The sequence below is a fragment of the Streptomyces sp. NPDC002057 genome (assembly GCF_040296665.1).
In the GTDB taxonomy this organism is placed as follows: Bacteria; Actinomycetota; Actinomycetes; order Streptomycetales; family Streptomycetaceae; genus Streptomyces.
On record NZ_JBEOXR010000009.1, the window covers coordinates 121268 to 138844 of the forward strand.

Sequence of the window (17577 nt, forward strand, 5' to 3'; positions counted from 1 at the left end):
GGTGTCCGCACGGATGGACAAGGCGCCGCGATCTGGTCAGGATGGGACGGAGGAGTGGATTCCGCCGCCGGGCGGATGGGTGGATTCCGCCGCCGGGCGCAGGAGTGGACGGGCCAGGGGGCGGGGCGCGTAGGACGCTCGAAGGTCGAACGGGGAGAGTCGGATCGGTGTCGTTGTACTGGCGCGTCTTCCTCCTCAACGCCTCGGTCCTCGTCGTCGCCGTGCTGTTGCTGTTCGGCCCCGTCACGGTCTCCACGCCCGTACTCCTCGGTGAGGCCGTGGTGCTCGTGGCCGGTCTGGCCGCGATGCTCCTCGCGAACGCCCTCCTCCTGCGGGTGGGCCTCGCGCCGCTCCAGCGCCTCACCCGGGCGATGCGGACGGCGGACCTGCTCCGGCCGGGGCGGCGGACCGCGGTGCCGGGGCGGGGCGAGATCGCCGACCTGACGCGTACGTTCAACACGATGCTCGACCGGCTCGAAGCGGAACGGGCCACGAGCACCGCCCGGGTCCTGTCGGCGCAGGAGGAGGAGCGGAGGCGTATCGCACAGGAACTGCACGACGAGGTCGGGCAGACCCTCACCGCCGTACTCCTCCAGCTCAAGCACGCCGCGAGCCATGCCCCGGACGAACTGCGGCCGGAGCTCCACCAGGCACAGGAGACGACCCGGGCGGGCCTGGACGAGATCCGCCGCATCGCCCGGCGGCTGCGGCCCGGGGTCCTGGAGGAACTCGGCCTGCACAGCGCCCTGCGTTCCCTCGCCTCGGAGTTCTCGACGCGGAGCCTGACGGTACGGCCCCACATCGAACCCGGCCTGCCGAAACTCGACGACGCGACGGAGCTGGTCCTCTACCGCGTGGCGCAGGAGGGCCTCACCAACACGGCCCGCCACGCGGACGCGACCCAGGTCGACCTGCGCCTGCGCCGCCGGCCCGGCGGCGGGGTCTGCCTCCTGGTCAAGGACGACGGCCGCGGCATCGGACGGGCGCCCGACGGCGCGGGCCTCCAGGGGATGAGGGAACGCGCCCTCCTGATCGGCGCGGAACTGACGGTCCGCGACGGCAGGTTCGGCGGTACGGAAGTCCACCTGAGCACACCACCTGATAAGGCGATGTCATGACCGGACCGACCACCCCCAGCCGCACCCCCGCCCCCACGCCCACCCGCGCCCCCACCCGCATCCTGCTCGCGGACGACCACGCGCTGGTACGGGGAGGGGTACGGCTCATCCTCGACGCGGAACCGGACCTGACGGTCGTCGCGGAGGCGGCGGACGGGGCGGAGGCGGTGGCCCTGGCCCGCTCCGAGGAGATCGACCTGGCGGTCCTCGACATCTCGATGCCCCGCAGGACCGGCCTCCAGGCGGCCCGCGAACTGAGCAGGATCAAGCCGGAGCTGAGGATCCTGATCCTCACCATGTACGACAACGAGCAGTACTTCTTCGAGGCGCTGAAGGCGGGCGCGAGCGGCTACGTGCCGAAGTCGGTGGCCGACCGCGACCTGGTCGAGGCGTGCCGGGCGGCCGTCCGCGACGAACCCTTCATCTACCCGGGCGCCGAGACCGCCCTGATCCGCACCTACCTGGACCGCGCGGAACAGGGCCGCCCCCTGCCGGACAAGGCCGTCACGGAACGCGAGGAGGAGATCCTCAAGCTCGTGGCGGAGGGTCACAGTTCCAAGGAGATCGGCGACCTGCTCGTCATCAGTCCGAAGACGGTGGAGCGCCACCGCGCCAACCTGCTCCAGAAACTGGGCATGCGCGACCGCCTGGAACTCACGCGGTACGCGATCCGGGTGGGTCTCATCGAGCCGTAGGGCCCGCGTCCGGGAGGTCCAGGGACACCTGCGTACCACCGTGCGGGCCCGCCCCGACACCGAGTTCGGCGCCGATCAGCAGGGCGCGTTCACGCATGCCGCCGATGCCGGCGCCCTCGGGTGCGTCCCCGAGGCCCTGCCCGTCGTCGCGGACCAGCAGTCCGACGCCGCCCCCGGGGCGGGGCCGGAGATGGATCTCGACGCGGGTGGCACCCGAATGGCGTGCCGCGTTGGTCAGCCCCTCCTGGGCGACGCGGTAGACGACGAGCTCGGCGGCCGGGTCCAGGTGCGGCAGGCCGGGGGTGATGTGGGCGGTGACGCCCAGACGCGGGGTCCCGACCTCGGCGGCGAGGGAGCGCAGGGCACTGTGCAGGCCGAGTTCCTCCAGGACCCCGGGGCGCAGCCGGCGCGCGATGCGGCGGATCTCGTCCAGGCTGGCACGGGTGGTCTCCTGCGCCTGGCGCAGGTCGGTGCGGACCGGTTCGGGGCAGCGGTCGGCGGCGTGCTTGAGCTGCAGGAGGACGGCGGTGAGGGTCTGGCCGATCTCGTCGTGGAGCTCCTGGGCGATGCGCTTGCGTTCGCCCTCCAGGGCGGTGAGCACCCGGCCACTGCTGGTGGCCCGCTCGGCTTCGAGCCGGTCGAGCATGGCGTTGAAGGTCCGGGTGAGGGCGGCGATCTCCCCGTCCCCGGTGACGGCCGGGCGGGCCCCGGGCTTGAGGAGGTCGGCCGTGGTCATCGCCCGGCTCAGCCGGACGAGTGGGGCCAGGCCGATCCTGAGCAGGGCCGCGTTGACCGCCAGCATCGCGGCGAGCCCTCCGAGCAGCACGAGCGCCTCCCCGAACAGGACCGGGGTGGAGACGGTGACCGGGCCGAGGAGCAGGATCACCGACGTGGCCAGAACGCAGGCGTTCAGGAGGAAGATCCGCCAGTACAAAGACACGGCCACACGCCTTTCCAGCCGGTCCCCCAACCTTCCGTCACGGCCCGGTGGCCGTACCGCTCCGTTCTCGGCTACCACCCCTCCGAGCTGCGACGGAGCCCACTCCCCCACCCCATCCTGACCGGGGTGGAAGACCGCTGTCCATCCGTGCCGGCACCCATATTTCGGCCACGCGGAAAGTGACACGATGGGCCCCGCCGAACGGCCGCTCCTGCCCGGAGAAGAGCTGCGCCGCGACGGCGTCACGTACGGAACGAACACTAGGGGGACAGCTGTGCCCGCTCCACGGATGAGCACCACACCACTGCCCGGCATCGGGGTCCAGTACGACCTCACCACGCGCGAACACCGCCATCTGTCGGTGGTCGCGCACCGCGACGGCACGCGAACCGTGAACGTCTACCGCGGTGACGACCCCGACGCGTGCGCGCAGTCGCTGCACCTGACGGGTGCGGAGACGACCGTGCTCATCGACGCGCTGATGCCGGCCCATCACAGCCCCAACGTGCTGCACACCACCGACCTGGGGCTCGTCGCCGAACGGATCGAGCTGTCGGCCCATTCGCACTGGAACGGCCGGGTGCTGGGCGAGACCCGGATGCGCACCGAGACCGGGGTCTCGATCGTGGCCGTGCTGCGACGGGCGGAGGCCCGCCCCTCGCCCGCGCCGGACTTCCGTCTGGCGGGCGGCGACACGCTCATCGTCATCGGCACCCGCGAGGGCGTCGACGCGGCCGCCGCGATACTCGGACAGGAGTGACAGCCTGTGCATTCCGCCCTCTTCCTCATCGAGTTCGGTGCGATCATCCTCGGCCTCGGCCTGCTCGGCCGGGTGGCCGGACGTCTGAAGTTCTCCCCCATCCCCCTCTACCTCCTCGCGGGGCTCGCCTTCGGCACGGGCGGTCTGCTCCCGCTGCCGGCGAGTGAGGAGTTCGTCGCGATCGGCGCCGAGATCGGCGTCAACCTGCTGCTCCTCATGCTCGGCCTGGAGTACACGGCGAGCGACCTGGTCTCCAACCTCAAGACGCAGTATCCCGCCGGGCTCGTCGACTTCGGTCTGAACGCGGTACCGGGTGCGGTCGCGGCCCTGCTGATGGGGTGGGGTCCGGTGGCCGCCGTCGTCCTGGCGGGCGTCACCTGGATCTCCTCGTCGGGGGTCATCGCCAAGGTCATGGGCGACCTGGGCCGCGTCGGCAACCGGGAGACCCCGGTGATCCTCAGCATCCTGGTCCTCGAAGACCTCGCCATGGCCGTCTACCTGCCCATCATCACCGCCCTCCTCGCGGGCGTGAGCCTCGCCGCCGGCAGCGCGACCCTGGCCATCGCCCTCGGTGTCGCCGGAGCGGTGCTCTTCGTCGCGGTCCGCTACGGACGGCTGATCTCCCGCTTCGTCTCCAGCGACGACCCGGAGAAGCTGCTCCTGGTCGTGCTCGGCCTGACCCTGCTCGTCGCCGGTGTGGCCCAGCAGCTCCAGGTCTCCGCGGCCGTCGGCGCGTTCCTCGTCGGCATCGCCCTCTCCGGCGAGGTCGCCGAAGGAACCCACACGCTGCTCAGCCCGCTGCGGGACCTGTTCGCCGCGGTGTTCTTCGTCTTCTTCGGCCTGCACACCGACCCCGCCAGCATTCCGCCGGTCCTGCTGCCCGCGCTCGCGCTCGCCGTGGTCACCGCGGGCACGAAGATCGCCACCGGCTACTGGGCGGCCAAGCGGGCCGGGGTCGGGGTCAAGGGCCGGTGGCGCGCGGGCGGCACGCTCGTCGCGCGCGGCGAGTTCTCCATCGTCATCGCCGGCCTCGCCGTCAGCGCCGGAATCGAACCGGCGATGGGCCCGCTCGCGACCGCGTACGTCCTGATCCTCGTGGTGATCGGCCCGCTCACCGCCCGCTACACCGAACCGGTCGCCACCTGGATCGGCAGCCGCCGCACCCCGTCGGGGCCGGCCCCGACCGCCGTACCCTCCCCGTCGGCGTCCCCGGACGACGCCCGTCCCGCAGCCCAGGACCCGGCGGGCCGCACCTGACGCCGAGGCCCGCGACGTCCGCGCGGGCCGCACGCCGGGGTGCCGGAGGCGGCATCAGAGGTCGTGGCGGCGCCGGCGGGTGGTGTGGAAGCGGTTCATCGCGGGCGCGGCGAGGATCAGGCCGACGGCCAGCAGCACTCCGTTCGGCACCGTCAGTCCGGCGATCACGGCAGCCACGGCCACGGCCAAGGTCATGACCGGCCAGGCCGGCCCGCGCCGGTACTCCCGTGGCCGCCGGGGACGCCCCTTCCCCAGGCCGCGGGCGAAGCGCGGATCGTCACGCCACAGCGCGGCTTCGAGGTCGGCGAGCCTCTCGTCGTCGGATTCGGGCATGGACGCTTCCTCCTTCCGGGGTCTCAGGGGCTCGGGCCCCGGGGTCTCGGGTTACGGGGTCTCGGGTTACGGGGTCTCGGGTTACGGGGCTACGGACCCGTGGCTCGGGTCCCGGCCGCGAGCCCGGACCCGTGGCTCGGTCCCGGCCTCGGGCCCGATGGCCTCGGGGCCGGTTCAGGCCGGCACGAAGTAACGCAGCCAGACATACGCCCCGGCGAGCACGGTGGTGACGGCGGTGACGACCAGGCCGTAGCGGCTGAACTCCCAGAAGGAGATGTGATGTCCGGCCCGGTCGGCGATGCCGACGGTGACGACGTTGGCGGAGGAGGCGATGATCGTGGCGTTGCCGGCGAGGTCGGCGCCGAGGGCGAAGGACCACCACAGCACCTGGGCCTGCTCGCCCCCTCCGGAGGTGGCGACGATCTCGGAGACGATCGGGCTGGTCGAGGCGACGAAGGGGATGTTGTCGATGAACGCGGACGGGACGATCGACCCGAACAGCAGGGCCATGGAGGCGCCGAACAGGTTGCCGTCCAGCGCGCGGGCGGCCGCCTGACCGAGGTCGGTGAGGATCCCCGTCCGCACCATGGCGCCGACCATCACGAACAGGCCGACGAAGAAAGCCAGGGTCTCCCACTCGACGTCGGCCGCGACCTTGCGCGCGTTGAGCCGGGATGCGGCGAGGAGGATCAGACCGCCGGAGATCGCCACCACCGAGGGCTCCAGACGCAGGGTGGTGTGGAGGACGAAGCAGGCCATCACGACCGCGACGACGACGCCGCTGACGGCCAGGAGCCGGGTGTCGGTGAGGGCGTCCCGCTCGCGCATGGCCATGACGTGGGCGGCGCGCTCGGGGTCGTACGAGAAGGCGCCGCGGAACATCCAGCGGGCCATCGACGCGAACACCACGATCAGCACCGTGGTGATGGGCGCCATGTGGAGCAGGAAGTCGTTGAAGGACAGTCCGGCACGGGAGCCGATCATGATGTTGGGCGGGTCGCCGATCAGGGTGGCGGCGCCTCCGATGTTGCAGGCCATCACCTCGGCGATGAGATAGGGCACGACCGGAACGCCGAGCCTGGTGCAGACGGCGATGGTCACGGGGGCGATCAGCATGACGGTGGTGACGTTGTCCAGCCACGCCGACAGGAAGGCGGTGGCGAGGATCAGCAGCACCATCAGCCGGTAGGGACGCCCGCGCGACCGCTTGGCCGCCCAGATGGCGACGAACTCGAAGAGGCCGGTGCGCTTGAGCACGGAGACGATCAGCATCATGCCCAGGAGCAGGAAGATGACGTTCCAGTCGATCCCGGCCGCTTCGGAGAAGAAGGCGTGCTCCGGACTCGTGGCCCCGATCAGCAGCATGACGACGGCACCGCCGAGGGCCGCGGCGACGCGGTGGACCTTCTCCGTGGCGATCAGCACGTAGACGGTGGCGAAGACCACCAGGGCGAGCCACGCGCTGCCACTCACGGCGGGCCGGCCTGGTGAAGTACGGCACGGTCGCGCCCGGTTGGCGTGCCTGGCGAGAGTGGCACGGACAGGGAACCGGCAAGGTGGATCATCGGCACGGGCTCCGTTCAGGCCGGGGCCTCGAACACCCACCCCGCCGGCCACCGAGGCCGTCACCAGGGGTTCCGGGTGCTCCTCCACCCCACCATCACCCGAGGCACCATCGCCCCACATCGGGGCCGACACCCATCTTCAGCACCACAGGCCGACCCGCGGATCAACGGGACAGATCGCCCCGCCCCAGCCAGGCGGGCTTGAGGGGTACGCCGTCCTCATCGTGCTCGACGGTGTCGGGCGTCGGCGAGGGAAGTGCCACGGGCTCGACCGGAGGCGCCGGCCGACCGGCCGAGGGAGGCTGGTCGCTGTCGTGGACGAGCTCGACGACACTGAACCGGACGGCGTGCGACTGCACGGCACCGTCCACGACCAGCAGAAACCCGTCGGCGTGACGGAAGAGCCGGCGCCGCTTGGGACTCCGGGGATGCTCCGGCTCATGGCGCCGGGCCCGCACCTCCAACTCGGCGAGCGCGGCCTCCCGCGTCCCCTCCACCTGCGTCAGCACCTGGGCCTCGGTGTGCTTGCGCTGCCCGATGCCCACGGTGGCCTCAAGAACCAGCCCCCACGTCGTCACGATCCGCCCCCTTGGATCCGCCTCCACAACGGCACCACGAGTGCACCGCCACGGCTGTCGATCTCCCCATGGTACGAACCCCCGAGGCCGAACGACCATGTGTCCAGGACCGAATGCCCTGGGCCAGGTCTCGGGCCCACGGACCTCACCGGAGAGGAGACGCGGGGGGCTCTACCTCACGCGTCCTTCTTGATCGGCTCCAGGATCGCGACGCACTCCACATGGTGCGTCATCAAGAAGCTGTAGAGCCAAGGACAGATAAAGGAAATCAGCAGATCAGAGACGTGTGGGGCGCTAAGCGGACTCAAGATCAACGTGCATTACGTTCCCGCAAGGTCGAGGACCGGGAGGAGCGGCGGCGCTTGCTCGCCGAGACCGCCGCGACCCTTTCACCAGCACTGCGTCAAACACGCCCCCACCATGTACGACGACAGGACACGAGGGCCCGCCAGGCTATGTCGTGGAGTGGTTCGACGCGGGGGCTCCGGCCTCCGGCAGCAACCACGCACGTCACCCTGCCCAGCGCGTCCGCCGCCTCTCCAGCAAACCAAGCGTGGAGTCTCGCCGGAGATCCGGCAATCGGCATAGGCCAGCTCGTGGGACAACAGGCACAGCTCCGCGAGTGGGTCGGCGATCGCTGCACCTACGACTGTCCGGAGCGCGCTGGTGACGGAGCAGCGCCTCGAGGGCGTGCCGCACCCCAGCGAGTAATGGCGACCAGAACCGCACTGCGGAGGTCGGCGCACTTTGCTCGAACAGAGCATCTCCGCCCGAAACCTGCTCATCCGGTCTTCCCCTACCCACCGCCTCTCTGTCAGGCCGCGGCAATCGACCGCCGCGACCCGGACGGTGGCCCGTCCGGCCCGAGCAGGTCTACCGCTCGGAGGGCAGTGGTGTCGGCGTCCGGGGGCAGGAAGCGGCTGGCTTTGCCACTCCATGTGACGACGAGCTCGTCACGGGCGCGGGTGGCCGCGACGAACACAAGGGAACGAGCCCGCTGCTCCTCCAAGCGGTATCGATCAGGGTTCGCGAGCCTGTACTGCTCGATGCGCTGGTGCGGCACCTGCCCCTCACCCACGGACGTCAGGAAGACGCGCTGGAATTCGAGGCCCTTGAAGCGGTGCATGGTGCCGATGCGCACCGCGTCCTCGTCGGAGCGGACTCCTTCCTTGCCCAGCGGTGCAACCGGGATGCGGAACCCGCTGACAAGCCGGGACGCGAACTCCTGAGCAGAACTGCCATCGGGCACGGCCACCGCCATCGCCGAGTAGGGCGTGCCATGGGCGTCGTGACGTTCCTTGATGAGCGTGGCGACCGCCCGCATCTCGGTCACCCTGTCCGGTGCCCGCCAGAACTGCGGAGCAAGGCCGGTCAGCACCGAACGGTAACCGTCGAGTGTGTCGATTCCCGTGTCCAGGTCGTCGAAGGGGGCGCCCTCGATCAAGCGGTTGGCGCTGCCCAGGATCTGACGGGTGGTGCGGTAGTTGAGCATGAGACGGCGTGAGGCGCGTCCCCGGATTTCGATGCCCTGGTGGCCGAGGACGACGCGGCTGCCGTAGATGCGCTGGTGGGCGTCTCCGACGAGGAAGATGTCGTTGGGCCCCTTGCGGACCATGGCGCGGAGCATCCGCCAGTGCGAGGCGGACAGGTCCTGCGCCTCGTCGACCACTACGTGCTGGTACCGGGGCTTGAGCCACTGGCCGCTACCGGCCTCCCGGTGGACGAGGTCCAGGCCGCCCTGCTCGTTCTTGTAACGTACCTGCTCCTCGACGCGGGCCATGCGGTGCTGTTCGAGGCCGGCGGCCCGGTCGGCGAGGATCGCGTACGTCGTCTGCCGTGGCGGCGCTTCCAAAAGGGCCCTGTAGGCCTGGACGAGCTGCCAGATGTCGTGCTTCTGGGCGATGGTGACGCGAGGGCGGCCGGTGCGGCTCACGCGTCGGTAGAGCTCCCACGAACCACACCGGTTGGCAAGGATGACGTGCTTGAACTCGCTGTCGAGGAACTCCGCGTCGTAATCGTGCTGGTTGGTCTCGATGCGCACGGTGTGCCACAGGTTCATCGCCGCTTCGTCGTCCAGGGGCGCGCCGAGCTCCGCGCGGGACTCCTGAAGGACCTCACGCGCGAGCAAGTCCACGGACTTGACGTCCACGCGGCGGAGCAGCTCCTCGCCTCCCAGGTCCCGTAGCCGTTCTCGCAGGTCCAGAGCGAGGTTGGTGGTGTACGTGGTGAGCAGGACCGGGCGGGTGTGGCCAGGGCCCAGCCGGTCGACCAGGTGTCGTACGCGATGCAGAGCGACGACCGTCTTGCCGGTGCCGGGACCGCCGGTGACCTTGGCGGAGCCCTTGAAATCGGCTACGGCGAGACGCCGCTGCTCCGGGTGGAGAAACAGCCGCCAGGCGTCGAACCCGCTGCCCAGCGCGCCCAATACGGCGTCGTCGTCGGTCTCGGCCTGGGAGACGGCGCGCCGGGCCGCACGGGCCCAGTCCCGGACGTCGATGTCCTCCTCATCCTCAGGGCGCCACTTGTCCGTGACGAGACGCTGGACGTCCGCGGGGTCCATGCGGTCGCGCAGGGCGAGCAGGACGTCTCGGGTCAGTTCCGGAAGATTGTGGCTGAGCAGCTTGTCGAACTGCTCGTCGGTGGTGATCTTCCGGATCGTCGGCAGAAGGGACGGCACTACGCCGAGCTCGGTGAGGCGCTGGTCGTCATGGGCGGCGAAGAGCGGAGGGCGCAGATTGCTCGTCGCGGCCGCTTCCCCGGTGGGCACGACAGACGCGTCCGGTTCGGGAGCCGCAGCACCGGTCTCGGCCCGCTCGGACAGGGCGACGACGTTGGCGCCGACCTCGCTCTGGTCGACCACCTCGACCCCGCCCGAAACGGAGTTGATGCCGACGGTGAGCCGGGTGAGCTCGTCGCGGGCGAAGGCTCCGTCGCGTACCGCGAGGAGCTGCATGTCGTCCCCGCTGTCCGTCGAGAGGAGCAGGACCATGCAGCGGGCGTCGACGGTTCCGAGGTACAGGTCTCCGTTGTCGCCGGCGGCGCGCAGGAAGGTCTGCCGCAGCGCCGGGTTGGCGCGGTCCGCTCGCAGGCGGCGGACGAACGTGTTGACCGCGTCCTGCACGGCCCCGCCCCGCCGGGCGATGTCCGCGCTCGCCTGGAGGCTCGCCCGTACTCGTGTCCTGGCCGGGCCCGCCGGTCGCCCTGCCCCGTGGGTCATCGCATGCCCCCCTCTTCGCCCAGCATGCGGGCGAGCTCCTCGACATCCCAGTTCTGCGGTGCGCGCACGTGCCAGCCGGCCGCCGCGCACTGCGTCATGTACTCCGTGTCCTCGGCGTCCTCGGTGAGCACGATGCCGATCCTGTGGTCGGGCCAGGCGAGTTCGACGATGCGTGACACTCCGTCGACATCCCAGCCCACCTGTCCGGCGGGAACATCTCCGCGGGCGGCGAGGTGCCCGGCGAACTCCGCGACATCGGGATCGCCGTACTTCGACAGCTCCCCCAGGAGCAGCTGCCAGGCACTTTCTTCCAACGGGGTCATGCCGGGCGCGGCAACCTCGGCCACCACTCTGCCGTCGGCCTCCACCTCGATCTCCGGCACCGTCGCGGACTCCCCGTCACGGAGCTGGTCGTCGGCCTCGTCCGCAGACGCGTGGAGCCCCGTCCCCGGTGCATCGGCGCGCAGGGCGGTCAGCAGCCCGCCGACCGGACCGGCCGTGGCGGCGAGGAGCGCCGCGTCAAAGGTGTCGAGCGTGGTGCGGGCCAGGGCGAGGCCGTCGGCCCGGCCGGTACCTGTGGGGTCGAGGAACTGGATGATGTTGCCCCAGCACAGCCAGGCCTTCCACCGACGTCGGTGGTCGGTACGGTCGCCGTCGACGGCTTCGGCCCGATCGTCCAGGATGGCAAGGGCGTTCCACCGGAACCCCTTGCCATCAGGACGCCGGGCGCCCGCGAGAACGAGGGGAAGTCCGGAGTCGTCCAGGAATCGCAGGAGCTTGAGGCCCTGTCCCGAGGTATCCGGCAGGGATTCCTCGCGTACGGCCGCCTCGATCCAGCCGGTTGCGGAAGCCGCGTCCGCGTCCACGAGTTCCCGCTGGCGGAGAGAGGCAGGTGCACTGACGGCCAGCATGGCCAGCCGCTCCCACTTGTCGAGCCGGGGGTCCCGCAGGAAGCCGAGCAGGGAGGGGATGGCTCCCTCGTACAACAGGGCGTTCACCTCCGCGGGGTCACGTCGGAGCCCTGCCCACTGCTTGCGCACCGCGGCGCCGGGTCCGGTCGGGCTCGTCACGTCGTACGGCGGCCAGGCCGCGGCGGCCGCGGGTCCGGCGACGACGGCGGCGAGCGGATCGGGGGCGGCGTCGACCTCCGGCGCCGGGTCGCCCTTCAGGGCCTGGTCCCATGCGACGACGTCGTCCCAGGTGATCTGCCAGACGAGTATCCCGTCCGCGCGCAGCCGGGCTCGCTTGGCCGCGTCGGAGGCGATGCGGTTGGTACGGGAGGAGGCGTGCCAGCGGTAGCCGTCGAGGTAGACGGCGATCGGCAGCGGCGGGGCCCCGTCGCCGGTGGTGTCTCCGGCGATCGGGCGGAAGAGGAGGTCGGGGCGGGTGCGGTAGCCGTGGAGGTCCTTCTGGGCCACGACCTCCCAGCGCACGGGCTGCCCGTTCGGCCCGGTCAGCCCGAACTGCTTGCCCTGCCGGCCGGTGGGTGTCTCGACGTGGTCGGCCGCGGCGGAGCTGCCGGGGGCGACGAGCCATCGGTCGAGGCATTCGATGAAGCGGCACTCCAGGTCACTCTCCGCCTGGTCGGCGAAGCGGACTTCGGCGTCGGGGGCCTCCTTGCGGACGTCCCAGCCGCTGATTCCGTCGACGCCGAGGAGGTTGTCCAGCATCCACAGGGCTTCTTGCCGGTCTACGTCCTTGTAGTCCCGCTCGGGCGCGTAGGGCAGCAGGCAATGATGGCATGCCCGGCGGCGGCTGTCCTTGCAGGGGCAGTTCCGCAGCCGCTCCTGGGCCTCGGCGAGGACCGCGCGGAACTCCTCGCCCTCGCGGTCCGCGAGGCGCTGGAGGTAGCCGGTGCCGCCGGGCAGGGCGTCGTAGAGCACCAGGTAGTTGCGGGTGAGGTCGGTCTCGCGGTCGGGTTCGGTGGCGGAGGCGGAGCGGATGTGCGCGGGGTCGCCGCCGTAGCGCAGGGCCAGGCCGAGGTGGAGGGCGGCGGAGAAGGAGGCCAGGCGTTCCGGCACGTTGAGGGTGGCGGCGGGCAGCAGGATGCGAAGGGCTTCCGTGCGGTGCTCGGTCGCGGTGATCACCCGTACGTCCTGGGGCCTGGCCTGCTTGTCGCGGCGGCGGACCGCGCACCAGGGCCGGTGGTGAGCGAGTTCGGCCCGGCCGAGCAGTGACTGGCTGATCGTCTCCTGGGTGGGGCCGTGGCCGGGCTCACGGTCCGTGGCACCGCCGCAGCTCGGGCAGACGGTGAACCCGGTGACGTTGGTCTCCTGGCCCGCGAAGAAGGTGTCGTTGCGCCGGCCGTGCCTGGTCTTGCCGAGGTTGAAGCGGCGGATGACTGCCTCGCGGACGTGGTCCACGCCGAAGGTGGTCTTCTGGTGGCGCCAGGTGTCCTTGATGTCGGCAGGGTCGACGTCGACGGCGGTGACCGTGGTGTACGGCGTCCGGGTGCGGTTGTCGTGGTCGTCGACGATCCGGGCGTCGTCCCGCTTGTCGTGGGCGGTCACCTTGCGGGGCACCACGACCTGGTGGAGGGCGGTGCGTCCGCCGATGCCGGTGCCATCGCAGCGCGGGCAGGCCGAAATGTCCTGTTCGGCGCGCTCACCGGTGCGGACGTGGCCGCACTCCTTGCAGACCCTCCAGATCTGCAGACCCACGGGGAGGCCGTCGGAGGAGTCCTTCCGCTCGGGCCCGAGGTCGAATCCGTCGACGACGTGGCGGTAGCCGCGGACGTAGTAGGCGTTGCCCGGGGCGAGTTCGGTGAGCGCGGCCTCGGAGGGCCGGTCGTAGACGCGGGGTTCGGTCCGCCAGCGTGGCTTGGGGGTGCCCCCGGCGTCGGCGGCGTATGCACCGTCGCCCGTCTTCCGCGCGGGCTCCTTGCGGCTGAGCATGGCCTCCAGGCGTACACCGTCCTCGACGAGGCTGTAGTTGGGCAGCAGCCCGTACTCGACGAGGAAGCCCTGGGCGTCGGCCTGGGCCATCTCCTGGAGACGCGACGAGACGCCGGACGCCTCCCGGACCAGGTTCCGCTTCTCCCGGGCCTCGTCCTCCACTGCCTCCTGGAGGGATTCCACCGTGTCGTTGATCATGTTGCGGCGGCGGGCGAGCTCGGCGCGCTCGGCCTCCCAGGCCGCTTCCGCGTCACGCAGGTCGTCGGCGAGCTTCGTCCGCGCATGTCGCCGCACGGTGGCTCGCGCGTCCCGGGAGACTCCGGAACCCGGGACGCCGTCGATGTCGGGGAACAACCGGAGGAAGTCCTCCACAAGGTCCGCGTGGGCGAGGGCGGCCTTGCCGAACTGCTTGAGCCAGCCGTTGCGGCCCATGAGTTGGGTGACCCGGTCCGGCAGGGGCGGGACACCCTCGAGGGAGCCCCGCGCCGCGCGGTCGATCAGATACGCGGTGTACTGACGGCACAGCAGTTCACCTGCGGACAGGAAACAGCCGGGCGGCAGGATGGGTCCAGCGATCAGGTGACGGGGCTCGGCGAGGTGGTACAGCGCGCGGGGGCTGGTGTCGGCCAGCGAGACCATGAACGCGTTGCCGGTGGAGCGTCCTGCGCGGCCGACCCGCTGCACGTAGCCGGCCGTGGACGGGGGCAGCGAGGCGAGGACGACCGCTTCGAGCTGACCGATGTCGATGCCGAGTTCGAGCGTCGGGGTGCAGGAGAGGACGTTCGGATCGGTGTGCTTCTCGCCGCGTCGGAACCCCTTCTCCACCTCTTCGCGTTCCTTGCGGGTGAGGACGCCGGTGTGTTCGGCGGCGACCACGCTGTACGGGTCGGTCTCCCGGTAGAGACGCCGGTAGTAGTCGGAGCGGTAGTCACGGGCGGCCCGGCCCCCCACCTCGGCCGAGGGCCGGGAAAGGGTCCCGTCACACCGCTTGAGCGGGCAGCGCGTGCCCTGCCACACGGAGGCGCGCTGGGGCGGCACGGTCTGGGTCCAGCCGCACTCGGGGCAGGTGAGGGCGGCGAGTCGGGTCTGCTCGTCCTCCAGAGGCCGGACGCGGACGTGCCCGGGGGTGAGGCCGTACACACCGTGTCCCTGCTGGCTGTCGCCGGGGGTGGTGCGTCGCCGGGCCAGCGCGCCGATCGAGTCGTCGGCGAGCTGCTCGAAGAGTTCCGCCAGGTACTTCCCCGCCGTCTCCCGGTCCAGGCCGAGACAACGCTGGGTGAAGTCGACGTACCAGCTTTCGCGGGTGTCGACCCGTTCGAATTCGCTGCGTCCACTGCGGGCGGTGACCAGGACGAACGCCGGGGCCTCGGAGTGGCGTCCGAATGCGGGCATGCCCTCGGGGCGGCCCGTGGAGAGGAAGTGCCGGCTGCGGCCTTCGTCGTCGATGAAGGCGTCCAGCCAAGTGTGGTGGATGCCGCCGATCTGCCGGACGTGTTCGAGGAGGCCGCGGACGTACCCCTCGAAGTAGCGCAGCCGCTCGGGGCCGTCCTCGGCGGGCGGTCCGGACCTCCGCGCCTTCGCGGTGGCCGACGGCTCTTCGTCCGCCTCCGGCTCCGGTTCCGGTTCCGCGGCCAGGGGCAGGAGCTTCTCCACATGAACGCGGTACAGGGCTTCGGCCGCGTGCGCCGTCTTCTCGGGCTCGGGCAGGTACACCTCGGCCGCGACCGTGCGGGTCAGCTCCAGGGTCCTGCCGAGCCGGGAGTGGAGGCCGAACTCAAGGAGGGTGTTGAAGGCGAGGCGCTCGGCGACCAGCTTCCACGTCGACTTGGGGATGCGCTTCTTGCCCCCGAGAAGGCGTGCCACCCGGTCGATGTCGTGCAGGTCGGGTGGGACGACGGAGGCGAGGAGCCGCTCCTCGGACGCGGCGGCCGTGGTCACCAGGGAGGCGATCAGTTCGTTGAGCGGAACGCCGTCGGCCGCGTACTCGGACTTCGCCCCGATGCCTTCCGCCAGCTGGTCGTGGATGAGGGAACGCAGCGAGAACTTCCAGGAGCGGCTGGCCACGAACCCCGCGCGGTGGGCGGCGTCCTGCACCGAGTCGTTGAAGATGAGCGTCTTGCGGGCGTCCCGATTCCGCTCGTCCTTCTTGCGCAGCTCACCTCCGGTGAAGAGCTGAGTGACGACGACCGAGGCGAGCTGGGCGACGCCCGCACCGAGGAAGCGGATGCCCTGGGCCTGCCCGCAGGCCGGGCAGCGGTCCTGCTTGGCGTAGTCGCTCTTCTCCTGGTTGTCGAACCACACCCATACGTACACGCCGTTCTCGGGTGCCGGGGAGACCGCGCCTCCGTCCCCGTCGGGCAGGACCTCGTCCGGGTCGAGCCTGCGCAGGGCCTTCCCGTTGTCCTCCAGGACAAGGAGGCTCGCGTCGTGGGCGGCGCCCTTGCGGCCCCGATGGGCGGCCCGGCGGGCCAGCACGGCCCGGGCCTGCTCGGCCGCCTCGGTCGGGGTGGCGGCGATCATCGCCCGCACGCGCCCCTTCGCGGCGCCGCCGGCCACGGCGGCACGGTAGATCTCGTCCGGCGCGTGGTTCAGGTCCTGTGGGTTGCGGTCCGGGCAGATCGCCGCCCAGCCGGAGCGTCCGCAGTGCCTGCAGGAGGCGGCGGGCAGCCGTCCGGCCCCCCGCACGTGCAGACGCCGCTCCGCCTGGGCGGCCACGGCCACGGAGCGCCGCTCGGCGTCCGCACGGTCCTGCTCGGCGAGGGCGACCTGGTCGGCGTCCGACCAGGAGAACACCGGCCGGGGTGCGACGAATCGAAGGACCCGGGAAAGGGCTCGCAGCCACAGGTGGTTCTCCACGAGCAGCAGCGGCCGGTCCCGCCCGTCGGGAGCGGGCTTGGGGTCGCGCGCCACCGAAATCAGCGCCACGAACCGCGCGAGCGCGGTGGCGGCGGTCTCGGGGTCCCGCTCGGCCGCGGCCCGCCAGGCCGAGGCGTCCGGGAAGGTCTCCAGGGCCTCCACCGCGGTGAGCGGCGCGTCCTTGGCCCGGAGCAGCTCGTGCGTGAGCGGGTGCGTGAGCAGGCGTCGCCCCAGCTCGCGCGGGTCGGCCGTGTCGCACCCGAGGGTCGCGCGCGCCACGGCGTCCAGGCCGCCGGGGGTCCGCGCAGGGTCCGGCAGAGCGGCCAGCTCGGCAGGCGACGGAAGCGGCAGGGAACGATCGACGGCGAGCAGGAACTCCTCGGCATCCCGCCGGTCCTCCCCGATCACCGCGTCGTCGGGGAACCGCACACCGAACACCTGGGAGGCCACGTCCAGCATGGCCCGCGGACCGCCCACCCCGGCGTCCGCCCCACCGTCCGTTCCACCGGCGGAGCCGAGCGTCGCCGAGGTCGCGACCGGGCAGATCTTCCCCAGCGGTCGCCCGTCCTCACCTGCACCGACGACGGCGGCGAGCCGCCGCAGCAGCATCGCCACGTCGGTGCCCTGCGCCCCGTCGTAGGTGTGGAACTCGTCGATGACGATGTATGTCAGGTCGGCGTCCATCCACAGGGGGGCGTCCTGCTGCCGCTGGAGCAGCAGGTCGAGCATCTTGTAGTTGGTGATCAGGACGTCCGGCGGATTGCGGCGGATCTCCGCCCGGTCCACCATCACCCGCCCGTACGGCGACGTGCCCCCCGAGGACGCCTCTCCGATGTACAGGCCGGCCGTGACGTCCTCCAGGCGCTTGTCCTGGTCGAGGAGCTCCCCGAGCCGGTCCGCCTGATCGCCGGCGAGGGCGTTCATCGGATACAGCAGGACGGCCTTGATCCCCGCCCGTCCGGCCGCCCTCTCCCGTCGGCAGTGATCGAGTACGGGAACGAGGAAGGACTCCGTCTTTCCGGAGCCGGTACCCGTGGTGACCAGGGTCGGCTGAGGCCGGTGCCCGTCCTTGCTGGTCAGCCGGGCGAAGGCTTCGGCCTGATGAGCGTACGGAGCGGGAAGGGTGGTCGGGTGCCAGTCCAGATGACGCTGCCAGTCGTCAGCCGCCGGACGGAAAGGACGCCGGATGCGGAGGTACGGCCCGCGGAAGAGCCCGTCGGCCGGATCCGTGAGGAAGTCCTCCAGGGCGTCCTGGGTGTCGGGCTCGGCCAGCGCGAACGTCGTCGTCAGATACTCGACCGTGGTGTCGCGCAGTGTCTGCGCGGCGAGTGTGGGTCGCATGACGTGCGTGGCCCCCGTCTCCC

The 17577-nt window shown here is 71.3% G+C and carries 10 protein-coding genes; 4 read left to right on the forward strand and 6 right to left on the reverse strand.

Annotated features, from left to right (window positions below):
• Positions 1 to 167: 167 nt before the first annotated feature.
• Both ABT129_RS10560 and ABT129_RS10565 read left to right on the forward strand, forming a co-directional pair.
• Positions 168 to 1118: a HAMP domain-containing sensor histidine kinase gene (locus ABT129_RS10560; RefSeq protein WP_351899201.1), complete on the forward strand. Its 951-nt coding sequence runs from the start codon at positions 168 to 170 to the stop codon at positions 1116 to 1118.
• The gene (locus tag ABT129_RS10565) at positions 1115 to 1813 is read left to right on the forward strand and encodes a response regulator transcription factor (RefSeq protein WP_351899203.1); all 699 of its coding nucleotides are present in this window, start codon (positions 1115 to 1117) and stop codon (positions 1811 to 1813) included. The genes ABT129_RS10560 and ABT129_RS10565 overlap by 4 nt, the downstream gene beginning before the upstream one ends.
• Here the strand turns inward: ABT129_RS10565 and ABT129_RS10570 are convergent.
• Positions 1800 to 2753, reverse strand: a complete 954-nt coding sequence (locus ABT129_RS10570; RefSeq protein ID WP_351899355.1) for a HAMP domain-containing sensor histidine kinase — start codon at positions 2751 to 2753, stop codon at positions 1800 to 1802. The two genes, ABT129_RS10565 and ABT129_RS10570, sit on opposite strands and share 14 nt — an antisense overlap.
• 289 nt (positions 2754 to 3042) lie before the next feature.
• On the opposite strand from ABT129_RS10570, the gene ABT129_RS10575 reads away from it, so the two are divergent.
• A complete protein-coding gene (locus ABT129_RS10575; protein ID WP_351899206.1) occupies positions 3043 to 3513 on the forward strand; it encodes a cation:proton antiporter regulatory subunit in 471 nt (156 codons plus the stop codon).
• 6 nt (positions 3514 to 3519) lie between these two features.
• A complete protein-coding gene (locus ABT129_RS10580; protein WP_351899207.1) occupies positions 3520 to 4770 on the forward strand; it encodes a cation:proton antiporter in 1251 nt (416 codons plus the stop codon).
• Between the two features lie 54 nt (positions 4771 to 4824).
• Here ABT129_RS10580 and ABT129_RS10585 read toward each other — a convergent pair whose 3' ends face one another.
• From ABT129_RS10585 to ABT129_RS10605, 5 genes are all read right to left on the reverse strand, one after another.
• Entirely contained in the window at positions 4825 to 5103 is a 279-nt protein-coding gene (locus tag ABT129_RS10585) for a DUF3040 domain-containing protein (RefSeq protein ID WP_351899210.1), read from the reverse strand.
• A 174-nt stretch (positions 5104 to 5277) separates the two neighbouring features.
• Positions 5278 to 6576, reverse strand: a complete 1299-nt coding sequence (locus ABT129_RS10590) for an ArsB/NhaD family transporter (protein WP_351899212.1) — start codon at positions 6574 to 6576, stop codon at positions 5278 to 5280.
• A 256-nt stretch (positions 6577 to 6832) separates the two neighbouring features.
• Positions 6833 to 7246: a hypothetical protein gene (locus tag ABT129_RS10595; protein WP_351899214.1), complete on the reverse strand. Its 414-nt coding sequence runs from the start codon at positions 7244 to 7246 to the stop codon at positions 6833 to 6835.
• Positions 7247 to 8060: 814 nt separating this feature from the next.
• Entirely contained in the window at positions 8061 to 10463 is a 2403-nt protein-coding gene (locus tag ABT129_RS10600; RefSeq protein WP_351899216.1) for a UvrD-helicase domain-containing protein, read from the reverse strand.
• A complete protein-coding gene (locus tag ABT129_RS10605) occupies positions 10460 to 17554 on the reverse strand; it encodes a DEAD/DEAH box helicase (RefSeq protein WP_351899218.1) in 7095 nt (2364 codons plus the stop codon). Before ABT129_RS10605 ends, ABT129_RS10600 begins: the two co-directional genes overlap by 4 nt.
• Positions 17555 to 17577 lie beyond the last annotated feature (23 nt).